A 16,132-nucleotide genomic window follows, 5' to 3' on the forward strand; every position below is an offset into this window, starting at 1 on the left:
ATAGTGAATCAATTATCCCGTCGGATAATTAATTCACTATTAAGCTTAGAATGTTTTCTACATTTATTTATCAAGCATAGTAACTTTCTATTTTGTATTAAGAAACCAAAAATTATCTGAAGCTCTTCAAATATCGATCGGATTGTTGATATTCCAATCTATCTTCGCTTTACTACTCTACCTTGGAATGGTACGTATCCAAAAAAACATCTTATCTGAAGAAAAACAAAAAAAGCTAATATCTGAAAATGAGCAGATCAAAGAATATGCCAACTATCTTGATGAAAATGAAGATGATCTCCGTAGATTTAAACATGATTATCAAAACATTCTAAACAGTCTCAAAGTCAGTGCACAAGAAGGCGACGTAAAAGCCGTTGTTGAGCAACTTGATAGATATTCAAATAATCAATTCAACCAAAAAGCCCTTCGTAAATATAAAGGTGTTAACCACGTTCACATTGATGAGCTTAAGAGCATTGCAATTGCTAAACTATCCAAGCTTTACAGTATGAATATTAACTACAGTTTCGGTTGTAGTAGTGAAATTAGTAGCATTCCTAATACCGTTGACTTAATTGATATTACTCGAATTATCGGAATTACCTTTGATAATGCTGCAGAAGAGAGTCAAGAACTAGTTAAAGAAACTAATAATCCTGAAACTGCTCAAATTTCTGCAATGTACTATCAAGAAAACGGTGACTTTGAGTTTGAAATTAGAAATCGTATCCGCCAAAAAGACCTCAATGTTACACAGCTTAAACAAAAAAACTATACAACTAAGGAACACCATATGGGCATGGGGCTTGCGAACGTTAACGAAATCGCCAAAAAATACGAAGATTCAATGATGATTAATTACGAAGTGAAAGACGGTTGGTTCACCTTTTCCCTGGTGATTTTGCCATCTATGGAGGAATAATAAATGAAATACCCAGTTTTTATCTGTGATGATGAGCAAGAACAAATTAATTTAATTACTCAACTCGTAAAGACAGCAGAATTTGTCTTATCTGAAAATACTAAGATTGAGTTTTCAATTACATCTGCCACTACTTCTGAAGAAGTGAAAGATTATCTTAGCACTAATAATTTTTCCGGTGGAATTTACTTTCTTGATGTAGAACTTGGTTCTGATCAAGAAAGCCAAGCCGGTTTTGATTTAGCTGAATTAATTAAACAAAAAGACAATAAAGCTCAAATAATTTTTGTAACTAGCCATGCTGACCTTTCAATTATTACTTACCAAAGAGAATTAGGGCCTGTTGACTATATCGTTAAAACTTCTGACATTGTTGAATTTCAGAAGTACGTCATTAGAGCTATTAAAAAAGCGACTCAGAGTATTAATCAATTCGAATATAAGAAAGAAATGTCTTTTACTTATAGTTTAGGAGCAATGGTCAAAAGAGTAGATCTGGATGATGTGATTTACATTATTACTGCTCCTCCACATAAGTTATTATTAACTATGACTACCGGTGAAGGACGATTCTTGGGTAGTATTAATGAATATGCTAAGAATAACCCAAAATTATTGAAGATCAGTCAATCCTGTTTAGTTAATCCAAAGAATATTAGCTCAATCGATTTTAGAACTCGTAAAGTTACTTTTATCAATGGAGATACTACTTATTTCTCTCAATCTAATACTAAAAAAATGCGTGAGTTACAAGCAGAACTACTATCTCCAAAAAATGCATAAGCACAAAAAAACGCCCAAACTGGGCGTCTTTTTAATATCTAAATCCTATTATTCGTCAGCTTTTTCAGTCTTGTCAGACTTCTTTTCATCCTTAGGAACTTCAACTTCACCATCAGCTACTTCAGCTGGCTTTACCAAGTCCATGATTGACTTGTCATTCATATACAAGTGCTTGTCATCAGCAGTAACCTTGATTTCCTTAGTGTCAGGTTCACTCATCACAAGCTTAGCAATTGGAGTTTCAAGGTTTTGTTCAACTACTCTTCTAAGTGGACGAGCACCGAACTTCTTGTCGTAGCCTTTTTCAGCGATAACCTTCTTAGCTTCGTCGCTAACTTCAACCTTGATACCCTTCTTGGCAAGAACACCTTCCATCTTCTTAATGTAGATGTTTACAATCTTACCCATATCTTCCTTAGTCAATGAGTTGAATGGAACAATTGCATCCAAACGGTTCAAGAATTCTGGTCTGAAGTAGTTTTCAAGAGCTGAGATTAACTTGTCTTGATCTACTTTACCGTCTTCAAGTAACTTGTCGGAGAATCCAGCGTTTGAAGTCATGATTAAGATAGTATCCTTGAAGGAAACTGTTCTACCTTGGGCATCTGTCAAACGACCATCATCCATAATTTGGAGAAGAGCGTTGAAGACTTGTGGGTTAGCCTTTTCAATTTCATCGAACAAGATCAATGAGTATGGTTGGTGACGAACCTTTTCAGTTAATTGACCACCTTCACCGTAGCCTACATAACCAGGTGCTGAACCAATCAACTTGTTAACTGCCATTTCATCTTGATATTCAGACATGTCCAAACGAATGAAGTGGTCCTTGTTACCAAAGAGATTGATAGCCAATTGCTTAGCAAGTTCAGTCTTACCAACACCAGTAGGTCCAGTAAGAAGGAATGAACCAGTAGGACGGTCGCTGTCTTTGAAGACTTGCTTACGTGCAATAGCGTCAGTAATTACGTCAATTGCGCGATCTTGGTCAATAACTTCAGCCTTCAACTTCTTAGCCAAATCTAAGTTCTTCTTAGCTTCATCAGCGTGTAATTCACTCATTGGGATATTAGTCTTTTGTTCAATAATTTGGTAAATATCCTTTTCAGTAACCACAGGTTCTGAAGCCTTATCAACATCTTTCAATTGATCAGTTAACTTTTCAATTTCCTTCTTGATTTCACCAGCTTTTACATAGTCTTCAGCTTGTACAGCTTCATTCTTTTGAGCGTTAAGGCTCTTAATTCTATCCTTCAAGCTAGTTTCATCTTTTGGTTCTAATTGTAAGCTCTTCTTAGCACCAGCTTCATCCATCAAGTCGATTGCCTTATCTGGTAAGTAGCGACCTTGGATGTATCTTTCTGATAATTCAACAGCAAGCTTCAATGCATCATCATCGTATTTTACGTGGTGGAAGCTTTCGTACTTCTTCTTCAAGCCTTCCAAAATCTTCACAGCAACATCAGTAGTTGGTTCTGGAACTTGAACTGGTTGGAATCTACGAGCAAGAGCTGGGTCTTTTTCTACTCTTTGATATTCACTAGTAGTTGTAGCACCGATTAACTTAAGTTCACCGCTTGCAAGAGCTGGCTTCAAAATGTTAGCAGCATCGCCGTTATTATTTTCTGAATCAGTTGATCCTGCACCAACAATGTTGTGTAATTCATCGATGAAGAGAACGATGTTAGGGTCTTTCTTAGCCTTGTCGATAACTTTCTTCAATCTTTCTTCGAAGCTACCACGAAGACTTGAGCCAGCAACCATATCGTTAATGTTAATAGCGATAATGTGCATGTCTCTCATCTTAGCAGGTACATTACCTTCTGCAATTCTTTGTGCTAAACCTTCTACAATAGAGGTTTTACCAACACCTGCAGGTCCAATTAAGACTGGGTTGTTCTTCTTACGTCTTGATAAAATTTCAATTACATCATCAATTTGTTGATCACGGCCGATTACTGGATCGTATTTGTTGTTCTTAGCTTGTTCAACTAAGTCAACACCGATTGGTTTTTCTTTCTTTTGTTCTGGATTTTGTTGAATAGTTTGAGGAGCGCTACTCATATTGCCAGAATAATGTACTGGAATAGAGCCGTTAGAACTTCTGTTAATATCATTAAAAAATGAACTGTTCAATTCGTTAAATAAGTTGTCAAAATCATTGTCAAAGTATGCCATATGCAACACTCCCTAATAGTAGAATTGAGTTTTAGCACTCTCATCAGTTGAGTGCTAACTCTTTACATTTATTAGTATAGCAGGTTATCCACAGAATGCAAGATATTTTTAAAAGTTTTCCACAATTTACCTTTATTTTTGTGAATTCATTCAAAAAACTATTAAAAATGCTTATATATCAATACTTAATGCAGTTCACAAAATATAAAGATTTTCTTAAGATAGCTAGCTTTTTAAATAATATTTGTTCTTTTTTGCAAGAAGTTTTCCACAGATAATCTATTAACCACGTCTAGTATAGTTCATTTATTTTCTTATTCAATAAAAAACACTTAGATTTCCAAAGAAAAAAACAATATAAAGTTTTTTTCCTTTATATTGCTTCATTTCTAATCATTTACTATCTTTTATTTTTTGTTTTTTTATTATCTTTGACAATCGGACGATTTTGAACTTTCGCTTTGTTGAGGAGATATTGCTTCATTACCCGCACTACTTCTTTATTTTGCGGTAAATCTGAGTGCCCAGCCTTATTTCCTGTAACTGTAATTTCCATAAAGCTCTTAACTTGCTTTTGAAAAATATACTTAGCCGCGCTTACACTACTTTCAGGTACAATTCCATCAGACTCATAGCTCTCTCCACCGCTTAATGAATATACCTTCAGACTCTTAGGCAATTTTTTGCGATTCTTGATAAAGTCTTCTAACATCTGTGTGCGGTGATTCATACTTCCTTCATTAAAGTTATAAGGCGAAGCTAAAGTCATCAACTTCTTAATCTTAATTTCTGAAGAATAATCACTATAGTAGTGTTCAAGCCAATATGTCAGAATTAGCCCACCGTTAGAGTGACCAAAAGCCTTGAAATTATTGAACTTGTAAGTTTCCGAAATCTGATAAAACGCATCATCAAACCATCTTGCTTGCTTCTTAATATTACTGTAGCCATCATGATTATTCTCAAAGCCAATCACAATAATCGGTTCGTTGTCCCCGCGGCTAATACTCCCTGAAAAATTCAGCTTATTATCAGTATCAACCTTTACCTTCAAGACACTGTGCGGGTGCGGATTGTTTTTGTTAAGTTGCGCTATCAATGAATCAAATCGGTTAATTGTCGCACTCGATCCTGGCACCATGATAATGGGTGACAAGAGTGATTTACGCCGCTCTGCTTGATCTCTATTCGCATTTTTCATCCATGAATAAGCTGGAATTGAGAGAGTAAGAATAATAAGGAAAATAATCAACAGCCACTTCACATTTGCCTTATTATAATTAATCTTGCTGTCTTGCGTCATATTCTCTCACCTTTTCTTCAATTCGAATTCCCATTAGAACAAAGGGCACATAGATCAAGATATCTAATATAAAGAGTAAAACAGTAAAGATAAAGCTTCCCCAATCACCATTGGTACCAAAAAACGAGATTAAGATACCAGGACTACCGCTCAAAACAGGATATGCGCTCGGCATAATCAAATTCAATGAAATAGCTGCAGCCGCAATTAATTCATTAATTGCTGGAATACAGATAACCGGGAGTAAATATAGAGGATTCAAAATGACAGGTACGCCAATCGCAATCCCGTTCTTAACGCCAAAAGCCGCTGGTAGTAAATTCAGTTTAGCAATCGCTTCAACTTCTTTATTATTAGTGTAAAGAAGCAAAACTACAATCAAAGCCAAGATAATCGAGGCATTCCCCATTACACCGTATGCCTTAATCATTGAACCACCCAAGAACTTATAGGGTACATTAGCCGCACTTCCATGACGAAATGCATAGTTAGAATTTACTAAAGCAGCTCCAGTATTGTTAATATTCGACAACGCTTGAAGTGGATATCCCAGACCAAGCCACCAGAGAAAAGTAGATACAATAGTTAACCAAACAACAACCAAAATGTTATTACTGCTGCGCAATTCGGAAATTATTTGTCTAGCATAACTTGAATCAATTAGTTTAAGTTTGAAAAAATATATAATAAGTGCAAATATTGCACCAATAATAATCGCAACAGCTGTTGGCAATAGAGAATTCCATACTCGCCGTTGAATTTCATTAACATGTTCATGCTTTTCATAGATATAATCTTTTCCTACCCAACGAAAAACCTGACCGATTGAATATCCAATTAAAATCGCAAATAATGTCCCATTAATATTGATCAGCCGTGACATGAAAACAACTTGGTTAGAATTAGTATTCTCAACTGTTAGCGATGCACACAAGGCAATTACCAGTACTGCAGTAATGCCTGCCATTGTGGAATCTTTGTTGTAAATGCGTGCCGTATATTTAGCCGCAAAATATGCCACAAAAATGCCAAACATTCCAAAAGTAACCTGCATCATCCCCAGGCTAAGATCGTTGCCCAAATACCAGATAGTATCAGACATAACTGCGTCAAAATTAAACAAGTTATAAATCAAACTATCCGGCGAAAACACACAATCATGCAATAAGCGAAAGTATGCTCCGAGCGTTGCAACCGGCATTAACATAATTAACGTTCTCTGCACTACTCTAAAAAAAGACCGTTGTCTAAGCCAGAACAAGATTGCAACCATTGTATCCATCATTCGATTCGACACTGCTGTCATCCACGTCACCCCTTTTTAAACTAAGATTCATTATACCCTATGTCGAATAGAGTCCATGTTATAATTTAGTTAACGTAATCAAAAAAGGTGAAAAAGATGGCAAAGAAAAAGATTGAATTAAACGATGAAGTCGAAAAATTAGTTGAAAAATACATGACCTTAACCAATAAGGATCTAAACGAAGTAGTCAACAAGGCGCTTAAGTTCTACATTGTTAATCAAATGACTTCTAATGAAGTAAAAGATGCATTACAAAAAGCCGATGTAGAAACTAGTAAATACATTGACCACATTTTTAAAGACAACATCAATAATGATGCTTATGGTAACTTCTAAATCAAAATAAGACGAGTAGTCAAAGCTATGTTGCTTAACTGCTCGCCTTTTTTCTATTTAAAGTGTTTATATCTGAAGTACTTGTAGCCGATTTTTTTACCAATAACCTGCTTAGAAATCTGTGTCTTGTTGGTTAGCCAAATGTAGATAGCCAGGCCGATTAGACCGTAGATTACTAAATAAATAAAATTGAAACTGCGGCTAGTAACATCATTGAATCGTTCACCAAACGCAAAGTAGTAAGCTGCCACAATTATTAAGAAGTAAAAGTTAGCTGTCAATAATGGCATTAACCGCTTCAAGTCAACCGCATAAGTCTTGTCCAGGGCATGATAGCTGAGAATAACTACGACAATCATTGCCAAGTCAGTTGAAACAATCGCACCGGTTGTCTGCATAAGTTGCACACATGGGAATTGCAGAACTAACTTCAATATTAATCCTAAAATCATATAAATCACTGCCAAGCGATTCATATTTAAGGCTAGTAATAAGGTAAGTGAATTCATGACTAAGGCCAAAAAGAGACTTTGTAAAATGTTCTGCATTAAATAAAACGTCCCAAGATTATCATGAGAGAACAAGACAGTATAAATTGATGAACTAGCAAACGCTGCTAACGTCACAATCGGCAAGAGAACAAACAAAAGTAAGCGATAATTTTCAATCAATAAATCGCTAATTTTGTTAGTTTCACCTTGCGCTCTCAAGCCTGATAATAACGGTAAACTTGTTTCTGAAACAGCTGTAGCTAGAGAAATGATGACTGTCGTAATCTTGCTCGGATTAGCTGAAAAAATAGTGTAGAGATAACTAACGTAGCGTGAAGTGTAGTTAGTTGTTTGCAAGAGGATTTGTTTGAAGAAAACCTGGTCAACAAACTGGGTTAAGGTAATAAAAGCGCCAAGAAGCACAAATGGAATTGAGCTGACCCACAATCCCCAAAGAATTTGACCTACATTTTCAAGACTGCGGGCTTCACTTGCAGACAATTTCTCTCGAAGTGCTGGTAGTTGCTTTTTGGAATATAAAAACAAACAAATATAGGAAGTTAATGCACCAACACATGCTCCAAATACACTAAGATAAACAGCGTAAACGTAGTTCTGATGCAAGACTTCGATCACAACAAAAGTTGCTGCCAAGATGAAGAGCACACGGGAGAATTGTTCCCACAGCTGAGAAATTCCGTATGGCTTCATATCGTTGTTACCTTGGAACCATCCACGCACCATACTCATTGATGGCAGAATTACAACAGCTGGAACTAGCACCCTGATTGAAAAAGTCGCTTGAGCTACTGAATCTACTGGGCTGCTTTTAGCAATTAACGGTGCACTAATATAGAGTGCAAAGCCACATATTACCCCCATAATCAGCATAATTAATAAGCCTAACTTGGTTAGATAGACACTATCTTTATAGCGATTTTTCGAATTAAGTGCTGCGACTTCACGAGCAATTACTGAAGGCAGTCCTGCCGTTCCAACAGATAAAAATAGCGCATAAGGGGTATAAGATGAATTAAAGATTGCTTGTGCATTCAATTGATTATGATAGCTACCTAACATAATCAACCAAGGAATTAAGTAAACTACCCCTAATACTCTTGAGAAAATACTGCCGAATGACAGCCAAAATGAGCCAGATAAGATTTTCTTATTCACAACAATCCCTCATTAATAAACAATTCTTAACCTTCTTATTATATGCAAAATAGGACAAAAAAACAGGTAAGAACAGCGAACTTTACGCTTTCTTACCTTGTTTTATTATTTAGATTTTACAATGTCGGTTACAAGGATCACACTATTCAAATGTTCAAACAAAATAGTTAATCCGGATTCGACATCAGCTACGTGCTGGACAAAGCCGTTGTCCTCACGCTTCAATCCATCTAAGCTCTGGTCAACATAACTTTGTTGACGATCAGTTAGACTATTATATTTATCTCGAGCAAACGGGGTGAATGATAACTCAGTCATGGCATTCACCCGCCCTTTTATAGGTTTCGCCTTCGGTCGGCGGTTTATCTTTATCTTTTTCTTCCATAATATAGCCTTTCATTTACTTAACAAGCATTATACAGAAGTTAGCTAATTTTTGTTCAAAAAAGGCTCGGAATTTTGATGAATTTAGTTTTTCTTAAAAGTTTTACCGTTAGTTAATTCACGGTAGAAGTTGGCCTTAGTCTGACGGTAGTATGGAGTGATCCAAATGAACCCAATTCCGAGAGTGATGATTCCGAGTAACCACCAGCCGATGAAGCTAAGATCAAGGACAAACAACTCTGCCTTGTGACCTTTCATCAATTCACGGCTCTTAGTAATTGCTTCGGTAGCGGTTGGCTTATTGCCAGCATCGTAAGTATCCTTAAGAATGTAAGGTGTCATTGCGTAAGCATAAGCCTTAACTATACCAGGAATAACTAGCAAACAGGCCCATAATGTTAAGAAAATTCCGTAAAGAAGTGATGTCAAGAAGCTAGTTTCAAAGCGACCGTTGGTAAAAGCTGAGAACATTGCTTTGAAGACATTTTCCTTTGAGCCATCATCTCTGAACTTAAGGATAGTATAGGTAACACCCCAAAGAATCATTGTTGATAGGATTCCCCAAACATATGATATTAAACTAGAAATTTGGATAGTCATTGGTTTTTCAACAACCACAGTGTTGTTGTAAATTGAGCCGAATGATTCAACAGATCGGTAAATAACATCTTTCCCAGTAATTGAATAAGAAATAATGTCATTAACGATATAAATAAAAATAGCTGATACTAAGAATAAAGCGATTGCCCAGCCCCAATTACCGCGAAGTTGGCTCTTAGCATTATCTTTTAACTCTTTTCTTGTCATAATTTTCTCCTCCATGTTTTCTATATTTTATCACTATTGAAGAGAAAAAACTGTAAAAATAGACACGATAATTTTCTATATCAATTCATGCCCTATTTTCAAATTTGATATCATATCCATCAAAAAAGAAGAGCATTTTGCTCTTCTTCACATATTTATGTCCAAACCAAATTAACTGCAACGAAATGTTTAATTAGAAGTTGATTCACTCTCTCGGGTAATTTATTCTCATTGAAGTATGATCTAAGGTGTAAAGCTACGTTAGAAGCAATGCTTAAAACTGATTTATTCTTGGCTGCTTTTTCGCTAATTTCTTTGAATTGTTATTAAACATTTTTATAACTCATATTTATTTAAAATAGAATTTATAAATTTACGTTTTCACTGTTTTAGAAAAATAAGAGTATTTTTATCACAAAAAATACTCTTATTTAATATAGATTAAATATTAATATTAATAATAGGGCTATCAAGAGGAATACTATTTATGATATTATTCCAATATTTAATTTTTCTTCCTAATTTATAACCCTTTTTGTAGCAACCTGAATGAGTGCCACCTGTTATGCATTTAAGATCATTCAAATTCAACTTAACCATTTTTCGCAAAAATCCTCCTCTTGCTCATAATAAGCCGCTTTTCAACTTACATTATTAATATATCGCTTATAATCTTTGGTAACCAAATTCGACAAATTCGGTTGAAAATTGATAATATTTGGTATTTTCATACATAACAATCAAGTTTTATCTCAAAATATATGTTTAACTAATTATTTATCCAACACTTTATCTTTCAAATATTCAAAATATGTTGACTTACCCGTTATTATGCTTACTTCTCCTGTCATGCCATATTTTAAATTCTTATTCTTGGCCTTAGCTTCACATAGTACTTCATATGCTCTAGTTCCACGTACGTTTATTGGATAAGAAGCAACAGTAGTCACTTTCCCAGTTAATCTATCTGTTGTTCCGTTGCTATTAGCCAAACTCATATGAATAGTCTGACCTTTCTTAATAGCACTAATCTTGTTACCTGGTAGGTATACCATGATCCTTATTTTTTTAGGATTTAATTTAGTCATTAAGTGAACTAAGTTTTCATCCTTTTCATCAAGATGAACTGTCCACTTTTGCTTATTTCTTGTAATTGTTTGCCCTTCTTGATACTTGCTGCTATTAACGTTTACTACTCTAGCTGGTTCAATTGAACCTTCTGCCGTGACTGTATTCTGTCTAACTGCAAAGAATGAACTAATGATTAGAAGAACCACCAAGATAGCTGCAGGAACAATAATCATTGTTGAGAAGTTTTTGAATTTATAGGAGTAGAATTCACTACTTTCATAATCTTTCGTTTTATCCATAAGCAGTTCCTCCTTAATTCTCAACCAAATTGTAATAGAAGCCGTGCTTCTTCATTAGCTCTTCATGATTACCATGTTCAACTATTTGACCATGATCAATTACAACAATATTGTCAGTTCTCTGAGCAATTGCCAAGCGGTGGGCAATAAAGATAATTGTCTTATCAGTTAATTTCATCAGATTATCAACTACCTTCTTCTCAGTAATTGTATCCAGACCACTGGTCACCTCATCTAGAATCAACACTTTAGCAGGTGATAATAAAGCACGTGCAATTGTTAATCTTTGTTTCTGTCCACCAGATAAGATTTTGGCATTTTCATCTAATTTAGTTTCAAACTGTAAAGGCAAATTATTAATCTCATCATAGATTTCTGCAATCTTACATGCTCTTACTATATCTTCCTCAGTAACATCTCGACTTCCTAACAAGAGATTTTCCGTTATTGTCCCTGAGAAGATATATGGAGTTTGCGGAACATAATTGATATAAGAGCGTAAAGTATGTTTATCAATATTAGTGGTATCAAAGCCGTTAACCGTTACCTTCCCCTTACTTGGAGAGAAGAATTCCACTAACAGCTTAACCATCGTTGATTTACCTGAGCCACTCATCCCCACAATGGTTAATTTATCATTTTGCTTAATCTGTAAGTTGATATCTTTTAAGACATCTTCTCCATAACCATAGTGATAATCTACATCATGGTATTCAATATCTCCGTCTAATTGCTTAGTATCTTTAACCTGAGCATTTTCTTGAAATTCACTCTTAACCATGTATACTTCGTTCAACCGATTCTGAGCTACATTAGCTGATTGCAAGGTTGGCTGTAAGTTAATAATACTCTGAAGCGGATCAACGAAATAAGCTAATAAGGCATTGAAAGTCATTAGTTGACCGATACTCATCTGCCCATTCATAACTATTCTGGCACCTACCCAGAGAATAATTACATTCAAGGACAACCTGATAAAGGTCTTTAGAGCTGACTGAAGAGATTCTGTCTTACTGTATCTAAATGCCTTCTTCAAGTAATCAACGAATTGACTATCAATACGGCGATAGCGGACATCTTCACTATTCAAAGCCTTAATTGTTTCAATTCCTTGAATATCTTCAATGATCGATGAACTTAAGACAGCGTTACTCTCCATCTGATCATTATTCATCTTCTCAAACTTCTTGGTAAAACCGAGAATAACAATGGCGTAGATTGGAAGCGATAATAAAGTAATGACAAACAGAGTCATATTTTGAACTGCCAAAACAATCCCCATCACAATTACAATTGAAAGGTCTAGAAAGAGTGAAATAACTGTACTAGCTAATGCATCAATTATTCTACTGGCATCAGAAAATCTTGAAGTAATTTCACCAGTTCTTCTAGTAACGAAGAATTCCATTGGTAATTCGAAGATATGTCTAATATATTGTAAGTTCAAATCGATACTTAATCTCTGACCTAAGACATTTAACAAGAAGTTCTGTCCATAAGAGAAGATTGAATTAAAGACATACGCTACTAGTAACCCAATTGCCAGAATTGATAGCGTCTGATAAGTCCCATTAGGAATATAAGTATCAATTAATCCTTGTAAGAAGTAAGAACTACAGATACTAATAATTGTCATTAAGAGAGCCGCTAAAATAATATTAGTAACCAGCTTCTTTTGTTTGAACATGTATGGAAATAATGACCAAAGATTACGTTTCTTTTCTTTGATCGGCTCAAAGTCATCATTTGGAACCATAAATAAAACAATGCCGGTCCACTCTCCAGCAAACTTATCCTTAGACATCTTTACAACGCCTACGCTTGGATCAGGATCGGCAATAAGTAGATAATTCTTGGCATTCTTTAAGACAACATAATAGTGAAGTAGTTCGCCCTGTTTTAAGACATGAACTATAAATGGATACTGGATATCAGTTTCATCAAATAGAGACATGTCTGCTTTAAAAGCTTCTGTTTTCAAATTAAACTTTTCGGCTGTTTTAACTAAACCTAAAGCAGTTGTACCTTCAAGATTGGTTCTTGCTTCATGGCGTAGGTGTGCTAAAGAAACTCTAGAATGATACTTCTTAAGAATCATCGCTAAACAAGCAACACCACAGTCTGATTCATCAACTTGAGGGATGTAGATAGATTTATATTTAAATTGATTAATCATATTTAATCCTCATCTACTTTTAGCGATCTCACAGTATAATTGTATTTTTGCATTAATTGCTTCATTTTCTTAACATTTGAACGAGAATATACTTTCCTGTCACCATTAACAAAGGATACCATGCGATTTTTTAAATCAATTGACTCAATATTTTCTGGGTTAACCAAACACGATTGACTAATCTTAACTAATAATGGATTTTCCTCATCGTATTGATTAATTGTTCCTATTAGTTGTCCTAAGCCATTCGTCTTAACTAAATCAAGTTTATGCAAAACATCGGTAGTCTCAATGAAAATAACGTTGTTCATATCTTCGTTAAAGATCTGTCTTCCAATTTTAAAGGTGAACGTTGTTTTCTTAATATAGTTCATATTCTTTAATTGATGGAGAGCTACTTCAATAGTTTCAACTACTCTTCTTTTGAACACATCAACGTCAGAAGATTTGATAATATAATCAATTGACCCTAATCGCCTCTCAAATGCAATAAATGCTAGATCTGCATGGCTAGTAACGAAAACAATCTGTGATCTTTTGTCTTGTTTTTTAATAGCTTCGGCTAAATCAAAACCATTATCCTTATCAGCCTTCTTACCCAGCTCAACATCGAGGAAATAAATCCCTCCATCATTTTTGTTTTGCTTCAAATATTCTAGAGCATCTCCATAATTAGTCGCAGAATTTACATCAAATTCCACTTTTTCCACATCAGATAAAATATATTCAGCTGTCCATAAGGTTTTAGATATTAATTCAATCTGTTCTGGATCATCGTCACAAATAAATACTGGATATTTCATCCCAAGCTTCTTTCTATTCATCAGGTAATATGGTCAAATTAAACGTAAATTTTCCGTCATTTACTCCATAATTCACAATCATAGTATCTTTATACTTATCAGCTATTTCTTTCAAATTTGCTAGTCCAAGACCCATATGATCTTTTTTAGTCGTATAATTCTTTTTACTAATTTCGGCTGTATCAATTTCTTTTGGTCTTACTTTATTATTTATTTCAAACTCAAAGTCACCATTTTCTTGATAATAAATCGCCTCTACTCGTGCTGAATTATCCCCCAGCTCTTCGTTCAACGACTTACTTTCTTCAGCTGCATTATCAAAGGCAATTCCGATAATTCGAGTTAAGTCAAGAATATCAACACTTTTAGGTATTTCTCTAATTTCAACGTCACATCCAAAGGCATAGTTGATATTCCAACTATACAATTTGGATAATTTAGCAATAGCGATACTTTTTAACTCTTCTACTTTAATATGATTAACACCTTTGTACTTACGTAAAGCCTTAGGGTCAATCTGATTTTTACTGTATTTATCCAGTAATTTTACAACCTTATCACTATTACCTTCTTCAGCCGTTAATTTTAGACTATTAAGAATATTTTGATAATCATGTTTGAACCGACGTAAGTCATCTTCGTTTTTTTCTAAATAACCAGAGTATTCTTTTAATTGAGCGTTTTCTTTCTTTATTTGTTCTTGTTTTAAAGCTAATTCATTATTTTTGGCTTCTACTTCTTTTTGTCTAGCTATAGCTAGATCTTTCTCTATTTTTTGTTTTTCTTGTTCTTGCCGGGTTAATAGTCCTTTCTGAATTTGATTAATTACCAAATATAAAATTATTGCAAAAATTGTTTGCAATAATAACAAACTTACAGAAACTCTTAACACTTCTGATAAATAGTTATCTGTAAGAGTAAAGTAATAAACAATTTCACCAGAAATAAGTATATATGCAATTAAGAACAGAAATAAAATACCATTTTCTCCGATAATATTTTGTTTAATCCATGATCCTATACCTATCTTTTTAAAAAGTAAAATTAATAAGACTTCAATAGATATAGTGACCAGAAAGTCTATTCCGTTATTTTGTATGGATGGTACTAAAAAAATCGATATTGTAGTTGAAATACCTAATATTAGATCTAACAAAGAAAATATAAAGATACCACCTATTAGCAATTTTATATTTTTAAATTTTCTAATTAATTCAAAATAAAATAAAATAAAATAAGTATGCAATTATTTCAATAAAATTAGCATAATAATCTGATAAATTAAATACCAATTCTATTATTATTAATCCCATTAATATAAAGGACACAAAGAAATAATCTTTTATTTTTTTGCTTATTTTCGTTACTTCATAAAATATTATTAAATCAAATATTGGTGAGAATATTATTTGTAATAATCCAAAATACATATGTCTTCTTCTTTAGAAATATTTCTTAAAAAATTTATGGAAATATTCTTTTACAATATTTTTATCTTTCTTATTATCAAACGAAATAAAATTAATTATATTAAAGTCAATTAACCCACCATTAATCTTACGTAATTCTTTCTCGTTTAATTTCTTCATTTCAAATCTCCTCGCATTAAAACTCTATGATTTACATTACTAATATTACTACGCTAGTTACAATAACACATAAAGTCGTAAAATTCGGTATGTTTTTAGGAATATTTGGTAATATAACTGGATATTCCTAAAAATATACCATTTATGACTAATTCGTGTTTAGCTCTTCAAAAATATTAGAATAATGGATGTTGATCAAGATATGGTCAATTAAATTTTATTTGGAGGTTTTATTATGAACAATTTTAAAAAGTTGAATTCAACTGAACTTGAAAAAATCGTAGGTGGTAACAAGGGCTGGAATCACTTCGTGTGGGAAGTACAACAATTTGGTAAAGGTTTCTGGCACGGTCTAAGTCACTAACATTGCTAATCAAAATCTAAAAATCCAAATTGATTAAGCTTGGAATGCAGCATAATTAATTTGGATTTTTTATTATCTTTTTAAATACTGAAACTTGAAAGCACTAAATAAGCTGGAAGCTTTATAGGTTCTGGCTTTTTC

At 33.8% G+C, this 16,132-nt stretch carries 15 protein-coding genes; 4 read left to right on the forward strand and 11 right to left on the reverse strand.

The window, feature by feature from the left end:
* The first annotated feature begins 187 nt into the window (after positions 1-187).
* Both FC46_RS08390 and FC46_RS08395 read left to right on the forward strand, forming a co-directional pair.
* Positions 188-925: a GHKL domain-containing protein gene (locus FC46_RS08390; protein ID WP_083478045.1), complete on the forward strand. Its 738-nt coding sequence runs from the start codon at positions 188-190 to the stop codon at positions 923-925.
* A gap of 3 nt (positions 926-928) precedes the next feature.
* Entirely contained in the window at positions 929-1,708 is a 780-nt protein-coding gene (locus FC46_RS08395) for a LytR/AlgR family response regulator transcription factor (protein ID WP_057799723.1), read from the forward strand.
* A 48-nt stretch (positions 1,709-1,756) separates the two neighbouring features.
* Here the strand turns inward: FC46_RS08395 and FC46_RS08400 are convergent, their stop codons facing one another.
* The 3 genes from FC46_RS08400 to FC46_RS08410 all read right to left on the reverse strand — a co-directional run bounded on the left by FC46_RS08400 (position 1,757) and on the right by FC46_RS08410 (position 6,495).
* Positions 1,757-3,886 (reverse strand): ATP-dependent Clp protease ATP-binding subunit, encoded by a 2,130-nt coding sequence (locus FC46_RS08400; protein WP_057799725.1) that lies wholly within the window; start codon positions 3,884-3,886, stop codon positions 1,757-1,759.
* Positions 3,887-4,286: 400 nt separating this feature from the next.
* Positions 4,287-5,189: an alpha/beta hydrolase gene (locus tag FC46_RS08405; protein ID WP_057799727.1), complete on the reverse strand. Its 903-nt coding sequence runs from the start codon at positions 5,187-5,189 to the stop codon at positions 4,287-4,289.
* Positions 5,167-6,495, reverse strand: coding sequence for a PTS transporter subunit EIIC (locus FC46_RS08410; protein ID WP_338033568.1), 1,329 nt, complete (start codon positions 6,493-6,495; stop codon positions 5,167-5,169). Before FC46_RS08410 ends, FC46_RS08405 begins: the two co-directional genes overlap by 23 nt.
* A gap of 96 nt (positions 6,496-6,591) precedes the next feature.
* Between FC46_RS08410 and FC46_RS08415 the strand changes: the two genes are divergently transcribed.
* Positions 6,592-6,831, forward strand: a complete 240-nt coding sequence (locus FC46_RS08415; protein WP_057799729.1) for a hypothetical protein — start codon at positions 6,592-6,594, stop codon at positions 6,829-6,831.
* A 53-nt stretch (positions 6,832-6,884) separates the two neighbouring features.
* Here the strand turns inward: FC46_RS08415 and FC46_RS08420 are convergent, their stop codons facing one another.
* The 8 genes from FC46_RS08420 to FC46_RS10165 form a co-directional block, all read right to left on the reverse strand.
* Positions 6,885-8,498 carry a putative polysaccharide biosynthesis protein gene (locus FC46_RS08420; RefSeq protein WP_083478044.1) on the reverse strand — a complete coding sequence of 538 codons (1,614 nt, stop codon included), beginning with the start codon at positions 8,496-8,498 and terminating at the stop codon, positions 6,885-6,887.
* 105 nt (positions 8,499-8,603) lie between these two features.
* Positions 8,604-8,816, reverse strand: coding sequence for a hypothetical protein (locus FC46_RS08425; RefSeq protein ID WP_057799732.1), 213 nt, complete (start codon positions 8,814-8,816; stop codon positions 8,604-8,606).
* A 150-nt stretch (positions 8,817-8,966) separates the two neighbouring features.
* The gene (locus FC46_RS08430) at positions 8,967-9,689 is read right to left on the reverse strand and encodes a DUF975 family protein (RefSeq protein ID WP_057799734.1); all 723 of its coding nucleotides are present in this window, start codon (positions 9,687-9,689) and stop codon (positions 8,967-8,969) included.
* 773 nt (positions 9,690-10,462) lie between these two features.
* On the reverse strand, positions 10,463-11,059 hold the full coding sequence (locus tag FC46_RS08435; RefSeq protein ID WP_057799736.1) for an HlyD family efflux transporter periplasmic adaptor subunit: 597 nt from the start codon (positions 11,057-11,059) through the stop codon (positions 10,463-10,465).
* A 13-nt stretch (positions 11,060-11,072) separates the two neighbouring features.
* A complete protein-coding gene (locus FC46_RS08440) occupies positions 11,073-13,235 on the reverse strand; it encodes a peptide cleavage/export ABC transporter (protein ID WP_057799738.1) in 2,163 nt (720 codons plus the stop codon).
* Positions 13,236-13,237: 2 nt separating this feature from the next.
* Positions 13,238-14,038 carry a LytR/AlgR family response regulator transcription factor gene (locus FC46_RS08445; protein ID WP_057799739.1) on the reverse strand — a complete coding sequence of 267 codons (801 nt, stop codon included), beginning with the start codon at positions 14,036-14,038 and terminating at the stop codon, positions 13,238-13,240.
* A 13-nt stretch (positions 14,039-14,051) separates the two neighbouring features.
* A complete protein-coding gene (locus tag FC46_RS08450) occupies positions 14,052-15,284 on the reverse strand; it encodes a GHKL domain-containing protein (RefSeq protein WP_236702308.1) in 1,233 nt (410 codons plus the stop codon).
* Positions 15,285-15,480: 196 nt separating this feature from the next.
* On the reverse strand, positions 15,481-15,627 hold the full coding sequence (locus FC46_RS10165; RefSeq protein WP_157046816.1) for a bacteriocin: 147 nt from the start codon (positions 15,625-15,627) through the stop codon (positions 15,481-15,483).
* Positions 15,628-15,862: 235 nt separating this feature from the next.
* Here FC46_RS10165 and FC46_RS10170 point away from each other — a divergent pair, with 235 nt between their 5' ends.
* The gene (locus tag FC46_RS10170; RefSeq protein ID WP_157046817.1) at positions 15,863-15,991 is read left to right on the forward strand and encodes a ComC/BlpC family leader-containing pheromone/bacteriocin; all 129 of its coding nucleotides are present in this window, start codon (positions 15,863-15,865) and stop codon (positions 15,989-15,991) included.
* Positions 15,992-16,132 lie beyond the last annotated feature (141 nt).

The organism is Lactobacillus kalixensis DSM 16043, from assembly GCF_001434335.1.
GTDB lineage: Bacteria > Bacillota > Bacilli > Lactobacillales > Lactobacillaceae > Lactobacillus > Lactobacillus kalixensis.

Excerpts from the sequence above, each read along its gene's own strand:
- FC46_RS08430 (WP_057799734.1), bottom strand. The coding sequence starts at position 9,689 with ATGACAAGAAAAGAGTTAAAAGATAATGCTAAGAGCCAACTTCGCGGT.
- FC46_RS08445 (WP_057799739.1), bottom strand. The coding sequence starts at position 14,038 with ATGAAATATCCAGTATTTATTTGTGACGATGATCCAGAACAGATTGAA.
- FC46_RS08390 (WP_083478045.1), top strand. The coding sequence starts at position 188 with ATGGTACGTATCCAAAAAAACATCTTATCTGAAGAAAAACAAAAAAAG.
- FC46_RS08400 (WP_057799725.1), bottom strand. The coding sequence starts at position 3,886 with ATGGCATACTTTGACAATGATTTTGACAACTTATTTAACGAATTGAAC.
- FC46_RS10170 (WP_157046817.1), top strand. The coding sequence starts at position 15,863 with ATGAACAATTTTAAAAAGTTGAATTCAACTGAACTTGAAAAAATCGTA.
- FC46_RS08405 (WP_057799727.1), bottom strand. The coding sequence starts at position 5,189 with ATGACGCAAGACAGCAAGATTAATTATAATAAGGCAAATGTGAAGTGG.
- FC46_RS10165 (WP_157046816.1), bottom strand. The coding sequence starts at position 15,627 with ATGAAGAAATTAAACGAGAAAGAATTACGTAAGATTAATGGTGGGTTA.
- FC46_RS08425 (WP_057799732.1), bottom strand. The coding sequence starts at position 8,816 with ATGACTGAGTTATCATTCACCCCGTTTGCTCGAGATAAATATAATAGT.
- FC46_RS08415 (WP_057799729.1), top strand. The coding sequence starts at position 6,592 with ATGGCAAAGAAAAAGATTGAATTAAACGATGAAGTCGAAAAATTAGTT.
- FC46_RS08435 (WP_057799736.1), bottom strand. The coding sequence starts at position 11,059 with ATGGATAAAACGAAAGATTATGAAAGTAGTGAATTCTACTCCTATAAA.
- FC46_RS08395 (WP_057799723.1), top strand. The coding sequence starts at position 929 with ATGAAATACCCAGTTTTTATCTGTGATGATGAGCAAGAACAAATTAAT.
- FC46_RS08410 (WP_338033568.1), bottom strand. The coding sequence starts at position 6,495 with ATGACAGCAGTGTCGAATCGAATGATGGATACAATGGTTGCAATCTTG.
- FC46_RS08440 (WP_057799738.1), bottom strand. The coding sequence starts at position 13,235 with ATGATTAATCAATTTAAATATAAATCTATCTACATCCCTCAAGTTGAT.